This is a genomic window from Caballeronia sp. dw_276 (assembly GCF_018449635.1).
In the GTDB taxonomy this organism is placed as follows: Bacteria; Pseudomonadota; Gammaproteobacteria; order Burkholderiales; family Burkholderiaceae; genus Caballeronia.
The window spans coordinates 217,812-237,932 of the sequence record NZ_JAAVUV010000002.1; the positions used below are offsets into that span (position 1 = coordinate 217,812).

Annotated in this window: 14 protein-coding genes; 5 read left to right on the forward strand and 9 right to left on the reverse strand. The window is 58.1% G+C overall.

The features are described 5' to 3' along the window. Positions 1-13 precede the first annotated feature (13 nt). Complete coding sequence (locus HB633_RS03960; protein WP_213776769.1) at positions 14-787, reverse strand: YkgJ family cysteine cluster protein; 774 nt, start codon at positions 785-787, stop codon at positions 14-16. A gap of 325 nt (positions 788-1,112) precedes the next feature. On the opposite strand from HB633_RS03960, the gene HB633_RS03965 reads away from it, so the two are divergent. After that, on the forward strand, positions 1,113-2,288 hold the full coding sequence (locus HB633_RS03965) for a beta-propeller fold lactonase family protein (RefSeq protein WP_346730257.1): 1,176 nt from the start codon (positions 1,113-1,115) through the stop codon (positions 2,286-2,288). A gap of 52 nt (positions 2,289-2,340) precedes the next feature. Here HB633_RS03965 and HB633_RS03970 read toward each other — a convergent pair whose 3' ends face one another. The 4 genes from HB633_RS03970 to HB633_RS03985 are packed head-to-tail and all read right to left on the reverse strand — an operon-like array spanning position 2,341 to position 9,098. Next, complete coding sequence (locus HB633_RS03970; protein ID WP_213776770.1) at positions 2,341-3,822, reverse strand: efflux transporter outer membrane subunit; 1,482 nt, start codon at positions 3,820-3,822, stop codon at positions 2,341-2,343. A 5-nt stretch (positions 3,823-3,827) separates the two neighbouring features. Further along, entirely contained in the window at positions 3,828-7,022 is a 3,195-nt protein-coding gene (locus HB633_RS03975; protein ID WP_213776771.1) for a multidrug efflux RND transporter permease subunit, read from the reverse strand. Between the two features lie 32 nt (positions 7,023-7,054). Continuing rightward, a complete protein-coding gene (locus tag HB633_RS03980; RefSeq protein WP_213777180.1) occupies positions 7,055-8,239 on the reverse strand; it encodes an efflux RND transporter periplasmic adaptor subunit in 1,185 nt (394 codons plus the stop codon). 43 nt (positions 8,240-8,282) lie between these two features. Then, the gene (locus tag HB633_RS03985; protein ID WP_213776772.1) at positions 8,283-9,098 is read right to left on the reverse strand and encodes an alpha/beta hydrolase; all 816 of its coding nucleotides are present in this window, start codon (positions 9,096-9,098) and stop codon (positions 8,283-8,285) included. Positions 9,099-9,280: 182 nt separating this feature from the next. Here HB633_RS03985 and HB633_RS03990 point away from each other — a divergent pair, with 182 nt between their 5' ends. Further along, positions 9,281-10,294, forward strand: coding sequence for a LysR family transcriptional regulator (locus tag HB633_RS03990; protein ID WP_213776773.1), 1,014 nt, complete (start codon positions 9,281-9,283; stop codon positions 10,292-10,294). A 348-nt stretch (positions 10,295-10,642) separates the two neighbouring features. Here HB633_RS03990 and HB633_RS03995 read toward each other — a convergent pair whose 3' ends face one another. Then, positions 10,643-12,259 (reverse strand): hypothetical protein, encoded by a 1,617-nt coding sequence (locus HB633_RS03995; protein ID WP_346730258.1) that lies wholly within the window; start codon positions 12,257-12,259, stop codon positions 10,643-10,645. A gap of 31 nt (positions 12,260-12,290) precedes the next feature. Here HB633_RS03995 and HB633_RS30765 point away from each other — a divergent pair, with 31 nt between their 5' ends. Continuing rightward, positions 12,291-12,629, forward strand: coding sequence for a hypothetical protein (locus HB633_RS30765; RefSeq protein WP_255580776.1), 339 nt, complete (start codon positions 12,291-12,293; stop codon positions 12,627-12,629). A gap of 1,206 nt (positions 12,630-13,835) precedes the next feature. Here the strand turns inward: HB633_RS30765 and HB633_RS04000 are convergent. Further along, positions 13,836-14,435: a GNAT family N-acetyltransferase gene (locus tag HB633_RS04000; RefSeq protein ID WP_213776775.1), complete on the reverse strand. Its 600-nt coding sequence runs from the start codon at positions 14,433-14,435 to the stop codon at positions 13,836-13,838. An 81-nt stretch (positions 14,436-14,516) separates the two neighbouring features. Next, the gene (locus HB633_RS04005; protein ID WP_213776776.1) at positions 14,517-15,587 is read right to left on the reverse strand and encodes a hypothetical protein; all 1,071 of its coding nucleotides are present in this window, start codon (positions 15,585-15,587) and stop codon (positions 14,517-14,519) included. Positions 15,588-15,897: 310 nt separating this feature from the next. On the opposite strand from HB633_RS04005, the gene HB633_RS04010 reads away from it, so the two are divergent. Continuing rightward, positions 15,898-16,992, forward strand: a complete 1,095-nt coding sequence (locus HB633_RS04010; protein WP_213776777.1) for a glycosyltransferase family 4 protein — start codon at positions 15,898-15,900, stop codon at positions 16,990-16,992. Then, a complete protein-coding gene (locus HB633_RS04015; protein WP_346730259.1) occupies positions 16,989-17,819 on the forward strand; it encodes a polysaccharide deacetylase family protein in 831 nt (276 codons plus the stop codon). The genes HB633_RS04010 and HB633_RS04015 overlap by 4 nt, the downstream gene beginning before the upstream one ends. Before the next feature lie 27 nt (positions 17,820-17,846). Here HB633_RS04015 and HB633_RS04020 read toward each other — a convergent pair whose 3' ends face one another. Continuing rightward, positions 17,847-19,949, reverse strand: coding sequence for a DUF6600 domain-containing protein (locus tag HB633_RS04020; protein WP_213776778.1), 2,103 nt, complete (start codon positions 19,947-19,949; stop codon positions 17,847-17,849). Positions 19,950-20,121 lie beyond the last annotated feature (172 nt).

The window sequence follows — 20,121 nt, forward strand, 5'->3', positions numbered from 1 at the left end:
GCTTAAGCCTGGCTCAGGCTGACTCGGTAAAGAAACCTAGATATTGAAATGCCCCGGCGTTCTGCGTAGTGGTAAACACGCCCAGAGCCCCGATGGATGTCAGCGTCTCGACGGTCTCCCGCCGATTCGACGCAACCTTCCACTCGGGCACAAAATCATTCCTGTCACCGGCCTCTCGCGCAGACTTCAACGCAGCAATCGACTGCTCGCGCGGCGGCGAATAGATCGCCAATCCCTCATTGGCGAGCGCCGCTGTATCGATTCCCAGATGCTTGCAGGCAAGCGCTTTGGTGCCGGTATCGGTCGCGTCGGCTAAGCGCGATTTATCAATCAGAGCCGCTGTCTGTTCATCCACGATGCGATGGGCACGCATCAAAAGCGGCTTGTCCGCTGACCAAGCTTCCGGCGGACACGCCTTCTGTTGCGGATTCAATTCGATAAACGGATTTACCTCGGCCGGGTAAATACGGCAAACAGTCGGGCGCTCTTCGTACACACCGCAACTCAGGTTCGACTGCAAATGCGGACACGCCCCTTCGAACGCGGCAGCAATGACAACCACAATGCGGGCAGGCAACTCGCCGCTCGATGCGGCAAACGACCTGCGGCGTTTGTGCTGCGCGAGCAGATTGTCTTCGGCAGGTTCCTCGGGCCACGGAACCGCCTCGCACAGAAACTGAACGTCGCCGCCGCGTTCAAGCCAGATCACAGCTTCATCCACGCTGAGCGGGAGCTTGAGGTCATGACAGCATTTGCCGCACATGACGCATTCAAAATTTATATCCATGTTTGCACTCGCCTTTCGGAAGGCATCTGTAAATGGATTGTCAGACCGCCCTGTGTCCGACTCAAAGGGCGCAACTTGCTAGTTCGATCGCTTGAGTCGAGCGGTTACAGCAAGGAGAAAATTTTCGTGCGAGCAGATTCTATTCTTTCCCCGAACGTTTGCATTGCCGGATAAATATGCCGCGACTGTAACCAGCTTTGTCGAGATGACGAACTAAGGTCAGATCCGCCTTCTGTCGCGTGATCGAGCACGTCCAGTCCGGCCGGTAAAAATCGCACCGGACCACGGATGTGAATCCAACTGACAACGTATCGAGGGGGTACATGTGCTCAAGAAACTGACAATGGCGACCGGCGTCGTGACACTCATTGCCGCGTGTGGCGGCGGCAACGATTCGGCGCCTACCGTGTCACAACTTTTCGCCCAGACGAACGATTCCGCAAATGCGGTCGTGCATTTCATCCGCAACGCCGATGGCACGTTGACAAAACAACCTACCGTGCTCACCGGCGGAAAAGGAACGAACGGCGTCAACTATTTCATGGGCAATATCGTGGCGCCCGATGCGCTGACGAGTAACCACAGTGTCATTGTCAGCGCGGATGGCACGCGGCTGTTTGTTGCCAATGCCGGCGACAATACCGTAAGCACATTCTCTGTTGACACATCATCAGGCACGCTTGCCCTTCTTGCAGTGTCACCGACGGGCGGCACGCGGCCGACGTCACTCGCTTTTGCGAACAACGTGCTTTATGTCACGCATCAGCAAGGCGTAAATGAACTCGGCGCGTATCGGGTCGGGTCGGACGGCAAGCTGACATCGATAGGAACCTATCCCGTCGTTCAGCAAGATGCGCTTCCGACCGAAGTCAGCGTTAGCCCCGACGGCAAGTTTGTCGTCGTGAACGGCTTCCTCAAAACGTTGACGCCGGTGCAGCCGGCCAACGCGCTGCTCGCTTATCCAATCAACGCCGATGGAACGCTGGGTCAGGTAGTGAGTTCAACCTCGGTAGGTGTCGGACCGTTCGGAGGAATCTTTGGACATGGCGCGCAGTCGAGCGTGTATGCAACGAGCGATGCAGCAGGCGGCACGGCCAGCTCTTATTCATTCGCGAGCAACGGCCGTTTCACGCCGGTTAGCGGTCCGTTAGCGGTGACGGGCCAGGCCGCGCCGTGCTGGGTCGCAATAACGCCAGACAACAAGTTTGTGTACGTAAGCAGCGGCAGCGGCGCAGTTTCGTTGTTCTCACTCGATGGCGACGGCAAGCTTTCATTGGCTAACGCATCGGCTGCAAGTGAACCGCCGGTCCTGTCGACTACATCCAGTTTTGCCAACGATTCGTGGGTAAGCCCCGACGGCAAATTCCTCTACCAGGACTTCGCTGGCGACGACAAGATTGTCGCGTATTCCATCGGCGTGAACGGCACGCTAACCAAGCTCGGTGAACAGCCGGCGAATACGCAATCGAAGATCAGTTTGCAAGGCTTGACCGGAACCTGAGCGTGACTGGTGCATGGCGGTAGGGTTTCCAAGCCGCCATGCAAACGCGTGTTCAACGTTGCGCGATGCTCGCGTCCGCTGCGGGAGCGTCGCCCCAGCCGCCGCCTAGCGCCCTGATCAAGTTCACAGTTGCCACCGCCTGCACGCCGGAAAGCTGCACCGCCGTGCGTTGCGACTGAAGTGCGGTGCGTTCGGCATCGATTACGTCGAGGTAATTCACGGCGCCCTCTTTATATTGCGTCCTAGACAGACTCGCGGCACGATTCGATGCATTCACCGCCTCCGCTTCCGTGCGCGTCTGATCCTCCAGAATCCGCAGATCCGAGAGATTGTCCTCGACTTCCTGGAAAGCGACCAGCACTTGCTGTCGATAGTTCGCCGCATCCTCCTCGTACACAGCGCGGGCGTTTGCGAGATTGCCCTTGCGGCGGCCACCATCGAAAAGCGGCACGGTAAGGGCCGTACCCACCAGCGGTCCGAGAAGGAATGCGCGACTCGACCATTTGAAGAGATCGCCTAGCGTCGCCGACTCAACGCCCGCCGCACCAGTCAGGTTGAGCGACGGAAAATAAGCCGACTTCGCCACGCCGATCCGCGCATTTGCGGCGGCCATCGCGCGTTCAGCGGCTGCGATGTCAGGCCTGCGTTCCAGCAACGAAGACGGCAAGCCGGGCGGCACGCGAATCTGCACGGGCACGAGCGGATTCGCAGCCATTGAAAACTGCGCCGGCGCTTTGCCGAGCAAGACTGCAAGGCTATGTTCCGACGAAGCACGCAAACGTTGCGCCGTCATGGCGTCCGAACGTGCCGTTGCAAGTTCGGCCTTCGCGCGAGCCACATCGAGTTCGCTGATATCGCCTTCATTGAAGCGATGCTGCACCAACGCAAGCGTCTGTTCGCGCAGAGAAACCGTGCGCGTGTAGACATCGAGTTCCGAATCCAGCTCGCGCAAATTAAAATAGTTTTGCGCCACATCCGCCTGCAACGCCAGTTGCACGGATCTCAACAACGCTTCGCTTTGCTGCGCGTCCGCACTCGCCGCCTTGACCGAATCCGATACACGTCCGAAGAGATCCACTTCGTAAGACGCGGTAGCTTGCGCGCGCCACAGCGTTTGCGATGGCACGTTGACACCATCTGGTTGCAGCAGCGACGCCGGCGTGACTTTCTCGCGCGTCGGGCCAAAGCCTGCATCGATAGCCGGAAACAAGCCCGCGCGCGCCGTTTGCTGTATTGCGCGCGACTCCTTGACCCGTGCCACTGCCGCCTTGAGGTTCTGGTTCGCGTCGAGTGCCTGCTGTTCCAGATCGTTCAGGGTGCTGTCGTCGAAAATGCGCCACCATTGACCACGTGCAACGTGATCCGATGGCTGCGCCGTCTTCCACGTGCCCGATTCTGCGGTACTCAGGGGCGTTTCCTTGAACGCCTCCGGCGCATTTACATTCGGCTTCTCGTAATCCGGCGCAAGCGAGCAGCCGGCGAGAATCATCAGCGTCGCCAGCAAGCCCGAAAGCCCCATGGTTTTATTCATCATTTTGTTCAGGCCTCCACTGAAGCGTCGATACCGCGCATGTGCGGATGCTTGCCGTGCTTGTCCACCACATGTTCATTGCCAGCGAGCTTGCGCAGCACGACGTAGAACACCGGCGTGAGCAACAGGCCGAACAACGTGACGCCGAGCATGCCGAAGAACACGGCAATTCCCATTGCGCGGCGCATCTCCGAACCCGCGCCCGAAGAAATCACCAGCGGCACCACGCCCATGATGAAAGCAATCGACGTCATCAGGATTGGCCTGAGCCGCAAGCGGCTCGCCTCGATCGCTGCTTCAATAATGGTGCGTCCCTGCATTTCAAGCTCTCTCGCAAACTCGACAATAAGAATCGCGTTCTTCGCCGACAGTCCCACCAGCACCATCAATCCGATCTGCGTGAAGATGTTGTTGTCGCCGTGCGTAAGCCACACTCCGAGCAGCGCGGAAAAAATGCTCATCGGGACGATCAGGATCACCGCCAGCGGCAAAGTCAGGCTTTCGTACAGCGCAGCGAGCACGAGGTACACGAGCAGCACGCTGATCGGGAACACCACCAGCGCCGCATTGCCGGCCAGTTCCTGCTGATACGTAAGGTCCGTCCATTCAAATTTGAAACCACGCGGCAAGGTTTCCGCGGCAATGCGCGCGACCGCCGCTTGTGCCTGACCCGACGAATACCCCGGTGCAGGACCGCCGTTGATATCGGCGGCGGTATAGCCGTTGTAGCGCACGACCATTTCCGGACCGAAGGTCGGCGTTACCTTCACGAGCGATGACAGCGGCACCATCTCGCCATTGGCATTGCGCGTCTTCAGCAAACCAATATCTTCCGCGCTCGATCGGAATGGCGCGTCCGCCTGCACGCGCACTTGATACACACGGCCGAACTTGTTGAAGTCGTTCACGTAGAACGAACCGAGATACACCTGCATGGTGCTGAATACATCGGTGACAGATACACCTAGTTGCTTCGCCTTCACACGATCCAGATCGACGTTGAGTTGCGGCACGTTGATCTGATAACTGGAAAACGAAGGCCCGAGTTCAGGCGTCTGCGCTGCGCGTTTGATGAACGCCTGCGTTGCATCGTTCAAGGCGGAATAGCCTAGCGCCTGGTGGTCCTCGATCTGCAACTTGAAGCCACCCAACGTTCCGAGCCCAAGCACCGGCGGCGGTGGAAACACAGCAATGAAGGCACCCTTGATGGTCGAGAAGCGCTTGTTGAGTTCGGCTGCGACATTGGCAGCCGTGATCGAGCTGGACTTGCGTTCGTCGAACGGCGTCAAGCCGAAGAAAATAACGGCTGCGCTCGATGAGTTGGTGAAGCCGTTGATCGACAAGCCGGGAAATTGCACAGCCGAAATTGCACCCGGCACATCCTTGCTGATCTCCCCCATCTGCCGAACGATTTGTTCCGTGCGATCGAGCGACGCCCCGTTAGGCAACTGCACAATGCCCACGAGATATTGTTTGTCCTGCGCCGGCACGAAACCGCCGGGAACAATCTTGCCCATGAGCACCGCGCCGCCGAGCAAGACCAGGTAGATGCCCAGGATCATCGCCTTGCGGTTCACGATGGTGGACACACCTTTGCTATAACTCTCCGAACCGCGATGAAACACCTTGTTGAACAGACGGAAGAAACCACCAAAGACACGGTCCATACCGCGCGTGAGCCAGTCCTTGGGTTGATCGTGGCCCTTCAACAGAAGCGCTGCCAACGCCGGTGACAAGGTCAGCGAGTTGAAGGCCGAGATCACCGTCGAGATCGCGATGGTCATGGCGAACTGCTTGTAGAACTGCCCCGTCAGACCCGACATGAATGCGAGCGGCACGAATACGGCAACAAGCGTCAACGCAATCGCGATGATCGGCCCGCTGACCTCCTGCATTGCCTGATACGTGGCGTCACGCGCGGACAAACCGGAAGAAATGTTGCGCTCGACGTTTTCCACGACCACGATCGCATCGTCCACCACAATGCCGATGGCAAGCACCATGCCGAACAACGACAACGCATTGATCGAGAACCCGAATGCGAGCAGCAGGGAAAACGTCCCTACAATCGAAACGGGCACTGCAAGCAACGGGATGATCGACGCGCGCCAAGTCTGCAGGAAAACGATCACGACCAGCACGACGAGCGAAATGGCTTCCAGCAGCGTATGAATCACCGCGTCGATACTCGATCGCACGAACTGCGTCGGGTCATAGACAATGTCGTACTTCACGCCCGGCGGCATATCGACTTGCAGCTCCTTCATCGTCTTGCGGACTTCGTCGGAAATTTGCAGCGAATTTGCGCCCGGTTGCTGGAAGATCGTCAGCGCAACCGCAGACTTGTTGTTGAGCAAGGACCTGCGTGCATAATCCGATGCAGCAAGCTCCACGCGCGCAACGTCGTGCAAATGCGTGACGGCCCCATCGGGCGATGTCTTCAGCACAATGTCACGGAATTCCGCTTCGGTCTGCAAACGTCCCTGCGTATTGACGTTTAATTGCAGCGGAACGCCGGGCAAGGTGGGCGATGACCCGATCACGCCCGCCGCAACCTGCACGTTCTGCTCACGGATTGCGTTGACTACATCAGTTGCGGTCATGTTGCGTTGCGCAACCTTCAACGGGTCGAGCCATACGCGCATGGAATAATCACCGGCGCCCCACAGATCGACCTGCCCCACGCCCTGGATCCGCTCGAGCCGATCCTTGACGTTGATCAGCGCGTAGTTGCGAAGATAGGTGCCTTCATAGCGGTCATTCGGCGAGATCAGGTGGACGACCATCGTAAGCGTGGGCGACGACTTGATGGTCGTCACGCCGAGCCGCGTCACGTCCTCAGGCAAACGCGGCAATGCTTGCGATACCCGGTTCTGCACGAGTTGCTGCGCCTTGTCCGGGTCCATGCCAAGCTTGAACGTAACTGTCAGCGTCAGCTTGCCGTCGCTATTCGCCTGCGACTGCATGTACAGCATGTTCTCAACGCCATTGATCTGCTCTTCCAGCGGTGAGGCGACCGTCTCTGCAATCACTTTCGGATTTGCGCCCGGATATTGCGCGTTCACAATCACCGATGGCGGCACGACTTCCGGATACTCGGAGATCGGCAAGTTGAACATGGCGATCACCCCGGCAAGCAGGATGATCATCGACAACACGCCAGCAAAAATCGGGCGGTCGATAAAAAACTTGGAGATGTTCATGACGGTATCTTTATCTGCGTTGGAAACACTTCTTAAGAAGCGTTCCTGGGCGTGGGCGATGTACTCGACATTGCTACGGCATTCGGTTTGATCACGTCGTTGGGACGCACGCGCTGCAAACCGTTGACCACGATCCGCTCACCCGGTTGAAGCCCCTTGACGATCACGCGCAGCCCTTCGCTTTGCGTGCCGAGCGTGACCTCGCGGTATTGCGCGCGGTTGTCTTTATCGACGATCATCACGAACTTCTTGTCCTGATCCGTGCCGATAGCGGCATCGTCGACCAGCACCGCCGCATGCGGCGCGCCACCGCCAACCTTCACGCGTGCGTAGAGTCCAGGCAGCAGTGCGCCGTCGCCGTTGTCAAAACGCGCGCGCACGCGGATTGTTCCCGAGCCTGTGTCTAGGCGGTTGTCGACCGAATCGACTTTGCCATCGCGCGAATAACCGTCCTCGTTCGCAAGCCCAAGGGATACGGGAACGCTTGTGCGCGAGTCGCGGCTGAGATAACGCAGGTAGGTTTGTTCGTCTACATCGAACGATGCGTAGATGGGCGAAACCGAAACCAGCGTGGTCAGCAAGGGCGCGCTCGATCCAGTGGAAACAATGTTGCCTACCGTCATCTCAGCGCGTGATACGCGGCCCGATACAGGCGCTACGATATTTGTATAACCAAGATTGATTCGCGCTGTTTCAAGCGCGGCTTGCGCGCCTTTGAGATTCGCCTGCGCTTCGCGCGCGGCGTTTTGCGCCTGATCGTAATCGCGCTTGGCAATGGCGTTATCGGCAAGCAAACGGTCGGCACGCGCTGCATCGGTTGACGTATAGCCGTTGCGCGCCTGGGCCGCGGCCAATTGCGCCGACGCACGATCCACCTCTGCCACATACGGACGCGGATCGATCGTGAATAGCGGATCGCCCTTCTTGACCATGGCGCCATCCTTGAAATGCACTGCCACGATAGTCCCGGGAACAAGCGGCCGGATTTCGACTTTATCGATAGCTTCAAGACGCCCGGAATAGCTTTGGTAATCCGTTATGGATTTGGCGACGACAGCGGCGACATCCACTTCTGTCGGGGGCGCTGCGCTCGCTGCAGCAACCGCCGCATTGACAGGCGAATCGCCGTGACCATGGAATGCGACGAGCGAAGCGGCTCCGATGAGAACCAGCGCCGCGCCCAGCACAGCATATTTGCGTTTTCGCGGCTTGGACATTTGAGTAGACATTTTTTGCTCCGGTTTAAATCGCCGAGATGGCTTAACGTTTCTGCGCTTTCGCTGGCAGCCGCTTCCTAAAGAAACTCACGACGTCGGCGAGTGCGGCCGGATGCGTTCCCAGTTCGTGGTGAGATACATTGCGATGCCGTGTGACTTCAGTGGGCACGCCAGCAGCAATGAGTTCGCTCGCGTATTTTTCTGCTTCCACGTGCAACAGGTCGTGCTGGGCGCTAGCAATGAGCGCCGGCGGCAAACCGGCGAGCCGGCGCGATTCAATAGGCGCTGCATACGGATGCAACCATTGCGATGCGTTAGGCAAATAAGCGCGGTAGCACTGCGCGCATTCGTTTGCACCTAAATCGGGATCGACAATTTCCTTTTCATCGGCCATGCGCGTCATGCTTGGATCGAGCAAAGGCGCAAGCAACGCTTGAGCGGCGAAAATGAATTCACCCCGATCACGTGCGACGGCCGCAAGACATGTTGCGAGATTGCCGCCTGCGTCATGACCTGCAACGCCTATGCGCCTTGCGTCGGCACCTTGCGCACGAGCGTTCGCGACCACCCATTGCGTCGCGCGATAACCATCTTCGAGCGCTGCGGGAAATGGAAATGCGGGCGAGAGCGAATAACCCACCGATACAACCCAGGCCGGCGTCTCGCGCGCAATCGCCGTTGCGGCAGCGTCCGCCACGTCCAGCGATCCGCGTACAAAGCCGCCTCCATGAAAATAGAGAACGATCGGCAAGAGCCCGCCCTTGGACGCCGGGTGATAGCTGCGCAAGCGAATCAGCTGCGCGTGACCCGTAATAGAAACCTCTTCGACGCTAAGCGTCGAATCTCTCGTCGATTGCATGTTTCGTGTGACGTGTAAGCGTCATTCCGCCAAAGTTGCGATGTAGCGCATTGTGGACTTCAGCGAAATTCTGATAAATGGTTATAATCCAGAACACAATTCGCTCGCTTGGAACAATCGGGACTCCATCAGGAACCAGCGCGATCGAACCCGCCCATTTCTGCTTGAGAAAGTGAAACAACATGGACCGGCTACAGGCAATGCAGGTGTTCACGAAGATCGTGGAAATGAACAGTTTTTCGCGCGCGGCAGACTCGCTGAATCTGCCTCATGCTTCCACCACCACGATCATCAAGAACCTCGAAGCGCATTTAAGAGTGCGCCTGATGCAACGCACGACCCGGCGCCTGAATCTCACGCCCGAGGGCGCCGAATACTACGAACGCTGCGTGCGAATCCTCGCGGAAATAGACGAGACCGAAGACGCGTTATCGAATACGGGCAAAGGGCCGCGTGGCAAGCTGCGGATTGATATGCCCGGCTCTGTCGGCCGCTTGATCGTGATGCCCCGACTGCTCGAATTTCGCGAGCGCTACCCGGACATCGACTTGATGGTCGGCTTCGGCGATAAACCCGTTGACCTCGTGCAGGAAGGCGTTGATTGCGCAATTCGAGTCGGAGAATTGGAGGATTCGAGTCTAGTGGCCCGGCGTCTTGGCGTGCTTCAGACGCTGACCGCAGCCAGCCCCGCTTACATCGAACAATATGGCGAACCCACGAGTCTCGACGATCTGCGTCAGCATCAGGCCGTGCAGTATTTCTCGAGCGGCACCGGGCGCATGAATGAAATGAGTTTTGTGGTCGACCAGCAAACGACGTCGGTCAAGATGCGCGGCACGCTTGCGGTCAATGACGGCGATGCTTATGTGATGTGCGGCGTAAAGGGGGCTGGAATTATTCAGTCACCTCGATTCATGCTGCTGCCGCATTTGCGGTCGGGCGCGCTGGTGGAAGTATTGCCGCAATGGAAACCCGCACCCATGCCGATTGCGGCGGTTTATCCGCATAATCGGCACTTGGCGCCCAAGGTCCGCGTGTTCGTTGAATGGATCGCCATGTTGTTCGAGAACTGCCCGCTGATGTCGAACGATGTCGATCAGCAAGGCCGCTGCATTTTCGCAGACGCGCACTACGATTTGGCGCCATACGCCCATCCAGGCGTTATGGATGCCCCGGTTGTTGAAGCGTTCGCATGACTTGAGGACTTAGGCTCCGATTGTTCGTTACATCGGAAGAATCAATTCGCTGCGAGCGTATTTATCCACGGTCGAGTTTTGTTTAAGGTAGTGGTCAATGCAACGGCGCATGACGCCCTCTGCACTACACCTTTTACCGTGGAGATCACTCCTCTCCTTGTCTCTTCACGGTCGGCCCTGAATCTGCCCAAGAGATTCGGGGCTTTTTTCTTTAGCATTTCCCCGGCTCGCTCGCCCAAATAAAAATGCCTCGTGTTCCATCCACGAGGCATTCAAAGCTTTCTTCGTGCGCCGCTAGTTCTGATTGCGGCGCATCGAAAGTCTATTCCTTATCCACTGCCTGGCTTCTTATTGCCCCGTATATCCGACAGGCACGGTCGAATTGGCCTTGGCGACCGTCGCATTGTTCGAGACGATGTATTGCGGCACCTCGGTAAGTGTCAGCGTCGCCTTGCCGTTGGTATAGGGAACCGTGCTGACGTTTCCATAGCCATCGATCTTGGTGACGTTGCCCGACGTTCCAGCATTGTCGACTTGCAGTGAATAGGCGCTCGTGTACGTCTGGCTGTACTGGCCATTGCTTGCCGGCCACTGAGCATTGCTATGCGTCCACGCTGCGGTCACGACCTTGCCGTTGCCCAGTTGCTGGAACGAGTAGGCGAACGTTCCCGACGGCGTGCCGTTGACCCGGCCCAGCGTATTCGTGCCGTCCAGTGCGCGCGTCATTGCGGCGAATGCCATTGCTTCAGGCTTAGGCGACAAGTTCGTTGCACCGAAAGAACCTTGTGCGTTGTTCAAATCGAAGAACGATCCGTAGCCTACTTCGCCCGGATAGTCCGGACCGAAGAACAGCGTTGTGACTTGCGCGCCGCCACCCAGCGTGATGATGTGAGCACGCGCGCCGACTGCCGCATGAGCGAACAACTGGTTCGCTGACGGTACCGTAGGTCCGTAGTTGAGACCCGGATCGTAGCTCACGCCTGCTTCCGTAAAGAACAGCTTCATGTTCGGCTTGCCTGCCTGCATGACAGCGCGCAACTGCGTCATCTGGTTGTCGAGCGCGTTGGCCTGGTTCGCCGGATTCGGATCCGAGTCCTGCAATTCAGGCGGATGCGACGGGTATGTTCCCGCATTCCAGTAGCCATGCGTCGAAACCGCATCGATGTAATTCCACAGTCCAAGCGCACCAAATTTCTTCAGATAGCCCGTCGTGCACGTGTCGCAATTCGAGGCGAACGGGTTACCCGTGCCCATCACTACTGCGTTCGGATCGGTCGAGTGAATGCCTTCGTATGCGGCCTTGTACATGGCTACGAAGTTGGCGTCACTGTCTGCCCAGCCAAGACTCGGCTCCCACGTCACCTGATAGTAGTTCTTCTGCTGGTTCGGGTAATTCGCAGCACGAATCAGGCTGGTATCGGTCCCGACCTTGGCCATGAATCGCTGGAACTCGGGCATGTTCGACGGCGCGTAATAGCTGTCGTTGAACTGGCCCGTCTTCGAATCCCACGCCGGCAGTCCGTCAAGACGCACAATGCGCATCTGGTCAGGGTTGGCCTTGTAGAACGGGTCGAGATCGTTGACGCTCGGCGTGTACGTATCCGGACCGTTCGGTTCCATCGCCGACACCTGGCGATCGTCGATGGTCCACGAAATTCCCAAGGCACGCAGCGCGGCGATATTACCGTTGAAGCCCTGCATACCGAAGCGATGCTGGTCTTGATGCGCATACGTGACCGTGCCGAGCACCGAACTCAGGTTCGGCAATACGCCGAATGTCGCGATGCCCATCGGACGCGTGCCGCTGTTCGGCAACGTGCCGCCATGCGATTGCAGCGTCGCTGTCAGTGCGCCGTAGCCCGACCATGTCGATGTACATGAAATGCTGTTCGTCTGCGCACCGGATTTCACCGGGAAGCTGCCTTGCGTCTTGATCGAACCATTCGCGTCCGCAACGGACCACACAACAGTATCGGCTGCCGGCGAGTTCGTTGTGATGGCGAGCTTGAACGGTGCGTTGTTTTGGAAGATACGCAGCCCGTCGGTGGTCGGCGTATCCGCGCTGATCAGTCCGCTGCCCGAGCCGCCTGCTGTTTGCGTGGGCGAACCGCACGTTATGGCCGATGTGCTCGGCGTAGGCGTCGATGTAGACGGCGTGGTCGTGGCGGGTGCTGTAGTGGCGGGTGCCGTGGGAGCCGGAGTCGCCGTTACCGGTGTTGTCGTTGCTGGAGGCTTGGGTACGGGCGTGCTGGGCGCGGGGGTGCTGGGCGCAGGCGTTGTAGTGGCAGGCGGCGTAGTCGCCGATGCCAGGCTGACCCAGCACGACTTGCCATAACCGTAAGCGGGATCGGATTGCGAAACCGCACCGACATAGCATCCCACTCCATTGCTGAAGGTCCGCGGGCTCGTCAACATATTTGACGGTGCATTCGGCGGGACCGCGCCAAAGACAACGGAGCCCGTACCTGAGAACGTGCAGTTATCGTTCTCTTGGCCGCACAGCTTGTATTGCGTGCCGGAGACCGTAATGCTGGATTGCGCTTGAGCGCTCTGAACGCCAAATGCTGCCACCATTGTTGCGGCCGCAACCGGAAGTAGTCTTAAGTATCTCATCATTGTCCGTGTGTATCGCTAAAAGCAGGTTTCCCCGAGGAGTCAGCAAGATCGATCAAAGCCGTCCAGCGTATGCGTTATTGAGGTACTGAAAGAGGTGAAGCTGAAAACGCGATGATCGCGTTCGGTGCTGATGAATCTGAAGCTCTCACGCGTTCCGCCATCAAACAGGCATGACCAGTCCCTGCCTTTTAACCGGCATCAGTAAACGCATAAATCCTATGTGATCCTAAATAACCTAAAACGTCGCGTGGATTTCGCGACATGTTGCTGACCTACCCGTTCAAAAATTAGAACACCTGACTGTTCAATCTATTCTTGATCCGTCCATGACGATCAAACGGCTTTTCCCCTCTGTGCCGCATGGCGCCACGGCCCACGCAGACAGTCGAATTTCACGGCTTACGTGTTTTCGACTGAGGCAAATCCACGTGCGCCGCCACCCACGCGCTCATGTAATTACTTCTGCGCACGGAGGCGCATTCCGATTTCTCAGGTATTACTTACGGCTACGTCGAGGCAGACGAATTATATTCGCAAAAAAACGTTTCATCCGTGTAACGTGGCGGAAAGAGTCGGAAATAAGTAATAGTTCCTCGCCCACCGAATGATGCACTGCATCTTTCCCCGAGAATGTAGCTGTCGAGATTTTTATTCTCACGTGAAACAAAATCCACGCAGCTTTCGTTATTCAAACGAACGCTATCGTATGAAGTTACCTTTTGTTAATATTTTGGGTAAATACTACTGAAGACATTATTTTGTCTGATTATTGGATTATTGTTTTGAGGCCGATTTATTGACCGATGGTAATAGAACCAATAGCCCATTTATGCGAGAGAAGTCGCACAAATGGGCTATGAGCAAGCTGGAAGCTTGCATCAGCCAGTTAGATAGAGACACGGCGGCGCCACGCAGCGATGGTTGTCTATCGCGCCATCATCCGTTGCAGCGACTCTTTGACCAGCGGCCATTCAGTATCGATGATGCTAAAGCGCACTGAATTTCGCTTACGACCATCAGGCATGATGCGTTCATGCCGAACGATGCCTTCCTGCTTCGCCCCGATCCGCAAGATAGCCGCTCGCGATTTCTCGTTGAGCTCGTCGGTTGTGAACTGGACTCGCACTGCGCTCATGACATCGAATGCATGAGTAAGTAACAGATACTTCGCTTCGGTATTCACACCCGAACGCTGCGCGGAAGCGCGCAACCACGTGTGCCCTATCTCCAGTTTCCTGTTGATACGATCGATCTTCCAGAAGCGCGTACTGCCAAGGACCTCGCCGCTCTCACGCCTGACAATCACGAATGGCATGACCGACCCGGTATCGCGTCCTGCCAATGCGGTGGCAATGTAGCTATCGACCGTGTCCGGTCCGGGAACCACCGTCACTTTCATGTTCCACAACTCGCCATCCGCAGAGGCTTCGAGAAGCGCTTCCCGGTGCGCTTTCTCGAGCGGACGGAGTTCGATGGTTGGACCACTCAGCGTGGGTCGGTCGTTATGTGAAGCGTCTGTGGTCATCGTATGCGGACTGGCTTTTTAGAGGCATCAATCATAAATCAACCCATGCCACGATCACTCACAAACCCCTCTAAGCGAACGCTAGCGTTGTGTTTTTTGCATCCAGTCAACAATGCCATCTACGACTTGCTCTCTAATGCCGTAGTAGCCATGCGGAGACAAGGAACCGCAGTTATCTTGCGAACGTTGAACACCACCACTCACTCTTAGCACCGTAACGGGCGCGTCACGAACGGATTGCGCGATCGCGTTTGCCATGAACGGCAGCGCGACCTTGCATTGATCGTCACGGTTCGCAACGATAAGCGAAGGAACACGAACGTTCTCGGGATGCGCATCGAACACGGTTTCGTGCGATCCACCAAGAATGGAAACCGACTCTGTCAGGATCAAGCCCGCGATCCCGTTTCGCCCTGCGTGCGATGCGGCATTCATCGCAGCGATAGACCCCTGACTCGTGCCCAGAACCCATAGCGGCGTGCGCGTCGTCTCACGCGCGAACGCAAGTACTTTTGCGATGACCTCGGCATACGCTGCAGTACTTCGCTGGCCTCGCAGCGATTGATGATCGAGCGCATCGACCAGCAACACACCATATCCGCGATCGCGCCAAAGATCGCTAGAGCGCACGACGAAATTCTTTGCGTTCTTGATGTCCCCGTTTTTCTCGATATCGAGTTCCCCCGTGCCTCCGGCAAACATGACCATCAGGCCTTTGGCATCGCGCGATGGTGGCAGGTATAACACGCGTTGGAAGCCACCGCCCGGCAAAGGCAGATCGCTTACCATGCCGCCTTCTGGCTTGGGCGATTCTTCGGACTGGGTGCTTATCGGTTGAGTGTGATTGCGAACCTCGCGAGCCATCGCGTGAGATCCAAGAAGACAGAACAATGTTGTCAGGAAGATGCGCGCATACAGGCGTTGAAGCATTGACCCTCCTTCGGGGCTGAACGGCGAGGTTTGATTGATGGCATGAACAATGCGCAAGCGAATCGACTGGGCACATAGCCGGCCCATAGGATATAAGCCTCCAGACCTGAATGTAAAATATATTCGATCTGCACCTGTCATATCTATAAAGTATGGAACATGAGTCTTTAGCCGGTTACGGCGAAGTCGCTCATACCTACCAATTTTATTTGCGAGTCCCAACTAACTCGTTGCTGGAGATTTTCTGCGGCGCAATGGGATTGCATAACGATCGGCGTTTTAGATAAACCATTTTCGCCAACCTGTCGCAAACGTTTGCTTATCTTTTGTCGATGCCGACATGCTGAAAGCCTCGTCACCATTGGCTTTCTAGGTGGCACACCCCTGCGCCAACAAACCGGCCAACCGACTTTTCATTACGTATTGACAGCTAAGTTTTTTTCAACAACAGCTATAAATCGGGCGGATTATTACGATATATTACCGACCAATACGATCCAGTTACATGTTGCCCATAGCGGAAAAGCAGACCATGAAGTCATTGCGCGTACTACACAGCGAATCATCCACTGGATGGGGCGGCCAGGAGCATCGAACGCTCAAGGAAATGATCATATTGCGCACGCGAGGACATACGGTCGAGGTGGTCTGCCCGAAGGAAGCGCGTCTTGGCGTCCGAGCCAGGGACGAAGGCTTCGTTGTTCACCACGCTCGCATGAAGGGCGGCGCGGACGTGAAGTCCATGCTGACCATCAAGTCATTGCTCTCGCGCCGCAAATTCGATGTGCTCAACACACATAGCGGCCATGACAGCATCGTGGCCGGCACCGCCGGACGCCTCGCAAGCACCCCACTCGTTGTGCGTACGCGTCACCTTGCGCTGCCTATCAGTTCGCTTGCGACCTATACGTGGATACCGCATCGCGTGATAGCGGTCAGCCGGCATGTGCGCGAGTACCTGATCTCCGCGGGTGTACAGAAGGGCCGTGTCGAAACGATTTATGACGGCATCGTGAAACCTGAAGCGCTTTCTCATTCCACCTTGCGCGCAGAGCTGGGGCTTAATGCCGACACGATCATCGCAGGCATGGTCGCAATCGTGCGCGACAAGAAAGGTCACGAGGATCTGATCGACGCAGTCCAGCCGATGCTTGCGGAACGGCCGGATCTGCACGTCGTCATGGCTGGCGACGGTCCCTGGTTCGACAAGATCAAAAATATCGTGGACGGTATGGGTCTGTCTGACCGCATCCATCTCCTGGGCTTTCGCACCGACATTCCGAATGTGCTGCGCGGCTGCGACTTCTTCGTGCTGCCGACGCATCAGGAGGCGTTGGGACAATCGTATATAGAAGCCATGGCTGCGGGCTTGCCGGTGATCGGCACCAATGTGGATGGTGTGCCCGAGCTGATCACGCATGGCGTGAACGGCCTGCTCGTGCCGCCGCATGACATCCCCGCGTTGCGCGCGGCCATTGCGCGGCTTATCGACAACCCCCGGCTGCGCGTGCAGCTCGGCGTGGCTGGCCGCCTCCTGACCGATGCAAGCTTCACGGTTGATGGCATGGCCGACGAAACCATCGACTTCTACCGGCGCGGCATCCGCGAACGCCGGTCCAACGGGTGACGCTGCGGGCCCGTGCGGTGCCGGTGCTGATGTATCACCACGTCAGCACGTCGCCCGGCATGATCACCGTTTCGCCTGATCACTTCGCTGCTCAAATGGCGTACCTCGCAGAAGCGGGCTACAGGACGGCTGGCGCCGCGCAGTTAAGCGCGTTCCTTGCGGGTGAGCCGTTGCCGCCGAGATCCGTGGTTCTAACGTTCGACGATGGTTACCTTGATAATTGGGTCCACGCCCACCCGATCCTGGAGAAGCACGGCTTCACTGCGCTGTGCTTTCTTGTGACGAGCTGGCCCGGTGAAGGCACGCCCCGTCCGAACGCGCAGACAGGTGGCGCGCTGCCCGAGTTGCTGGGGCATCGTGAGGGAGATCTGGCGATAGAAGGCGGCGAACCTGATCGCACGATCCTGCGATGGTCTGAGATCGAGGCCATGCGCCGTGCGGGAACCTTCGAATTTCATAGCCACACACATAGCCATGTGCGCTGGGACAAGGTCTCTGAAAACCGCGAGGAAAAATGCGCTGGCCTGAAGCGGGATCTCATCAGCGCTCGCGCAGCATTCACCTCGCGTTTGGGCGAGGTGTCGGATCACTTGTGCTGGCCGCAGGGTTTCTACGACGACGACTACAAACAAGTCGCTCGCGAAGCGGGCTTCCGGCACTTCTACACGTGCGATATGGCGCCCAACGTCAGCAACAGGCACGCTGCCGGCGGGCACTCCATCTACAGACTTGAAGTGCGTGACAAGCCGGCGTCATGGCTTGCATCAAGACTGTGGGTGCACAGCCGGCCTCTCCTGAGCCGCGCGTATCTGAAACTCAAGCGTTGAGTCGCAGCGCGGCAAGCCAGCCTGCTCTCACTTTGCGTGTTCCTCGTGATGCTCTTGATGCTCTTGATGTTGCTCATGTTCAGGAGGCCGCGCCGGCTGCGGACGTGACTCGGCGTGCTGAGCAGGTTGTACAGGATGCGGCCTGTCTTCGTGCGCCGCTGGCTGTTGCGCGGGATGCGGGTGTTGCGGTTCGTGCTCGAGTTGGGGCTCGTGCCTAGGTTCGGGTCTCGGTTCGTTGAGCGCATGCGGTGCCGGTTCATTCGGTGCGTGCGCCTGGGGTTGCCCTGCGGCCGGCGCCTCGTTCTGCTGCTCGGGCCTCGGCGCATGGGGTGCAGGACTATTTGCAGCATTACCGATAAAAGGCCGGCGCGCGGTGTCTTGCGCGGCCAACGGTGCACCGGGCTGTACCCGCTGCCCCGATTGCGAGCCATGCGACTCTTCCCGCGGCAGGTTCGCTGGCTCGTTTCGACCGGGCGCGTTTTGTGGCGTAGCCACCGGGTGACTTGGCGACCGGCTCACAAGACGATAGCCCTCCGGTGCCGCCCCCACATTCCGGTTTATTGGGCGCGTGAATGCGGCCGGAACAGTGGTCCGCACGATCGGCTCGCCGGCACCCTGCACACGGGCGCCTCCGCTCGCGAACCGTTGCGCGAGCGTGTCGCGATAGGCTGCGGGCACAGCGGGCGCTCGTGTTGCGACGACCTGCCGCTGCGCCACCTGATGCGGCACACCGTCCGGAGCCGTGCGCATGCCACCGGTGAAGCTGCCACGTACCGGCGCAATGCCCGGCGTTCCCGCACCAACCTGCGCGCGGCCGATCTGCTCTGCCGTAAGACCATGCGCCGCTTGCGCCACAGGTTGCCCGTGCACGAACGTGTTCGCCGGCACCGCGATGACCGCGCCCGGAACGCGCTGGTTGATATACGTGTTGTGAACGTTCGTGATGTTATTGACGATCGTCGTGTTATGGACGTTCACATAGTTGTTCACGCGGTTGTAATAGCTCGGGCTATAACCCGAACCCGGATGCCACGGTTCATGCGGTCCCAATGCAAACCACGCAACGCCTGCGCCCACCGCACCGCCTATTGCGAGATCGACGCCCCAATGCGAACCACCGCCACCTACGAACGCCACGAGCGCTGGCGCATACACGGGACGCGCGGCGACGACCGGACCCGGAACCCACGCCCATGCATTGCCGAGGTACGCCCAGCGTCCATAGTGGAAAGGCGCGAATCCCCATGGCGCGTCATCGACCCAGGTCCAGCCCCAGGGCGCAATCCATGTCCAATGTCCTTCGCGGTAAGGCGCCCAGTTCGCTGATACCGCAACCGTCGGCACCCATACCTCGCCATACGATGGATCGCTGCGCCATGTACCGTTCGCATCGAGGTCTTCGTAGCCGGGAATTTCCCGCGATACATATCGTGCGGAGACCGAAGCATCTTCCAGACGATCGCGGCTCACGATCCACTGGTCGAATGCGTCGAGTCCCGGCGCCGGACCGCCCGCTTGTTGCTGCAGGTTCACGCCGGTGAATCTGATCTGTTGGCCGGCAGTCATTTGCAGCGAGCCGCCGTCGCCATAAACCATGGCGTTGCCGCTTCGCAGCGTTACCGTGGTCGAGTTGCCATCGGGCGCGACGTCGACACGAAATTCGCCCGCACTCGACGCCTGCAAGGCAACGTTCGGCGTATCGATCTCGATGGTCTGCCCCGGAGCCCACGCACGCACGCGCGAAGAGAGCGATCCTTGCGTGAGTTTGAGCTGCAGGGTTGTATCGTCGATATCGACCATGCTCAGCGCCGTTTGCTGATCGAGTCGCAGCGCCGTGGACCCGACGTGCAGTTCCGCACGCGCGCCGTTGTCCGCCCAGATCTGGTCGCCCATCGTGAGCGGCCGGTTCAGTTGTGCATAGGCCCATTCGGTCTCGCCCGCGGGTTCCATCGTCACGTTGCCAGTGAAGTAGTTCAGGCGCGCAACGCGGCCGGGCGGGTCACTAGCCGCGGAACCCGGCGCGGTAGGAGACGGTACGGCCTGCTGGGACCATACCGGAGTCGATAAAACAGCAATCAACGCGGCGGCGGTCAATACGGCGGCGTGGGTTCGGCACAAGCGCAGGGGCATCGAGCATCTCCGGGATCATGATTTTGCCGGGTCGACGTTTGAAGAGCCTCGCCCGGACGCGTACGTATATAACGTCAACGCGAGACGCGCGGATGACCGGCTTCACAATTCATACATTCAGTTGCAATCGATGACGTGACATTCGCTATGACCGCTTGCATCAGGGCGCAAA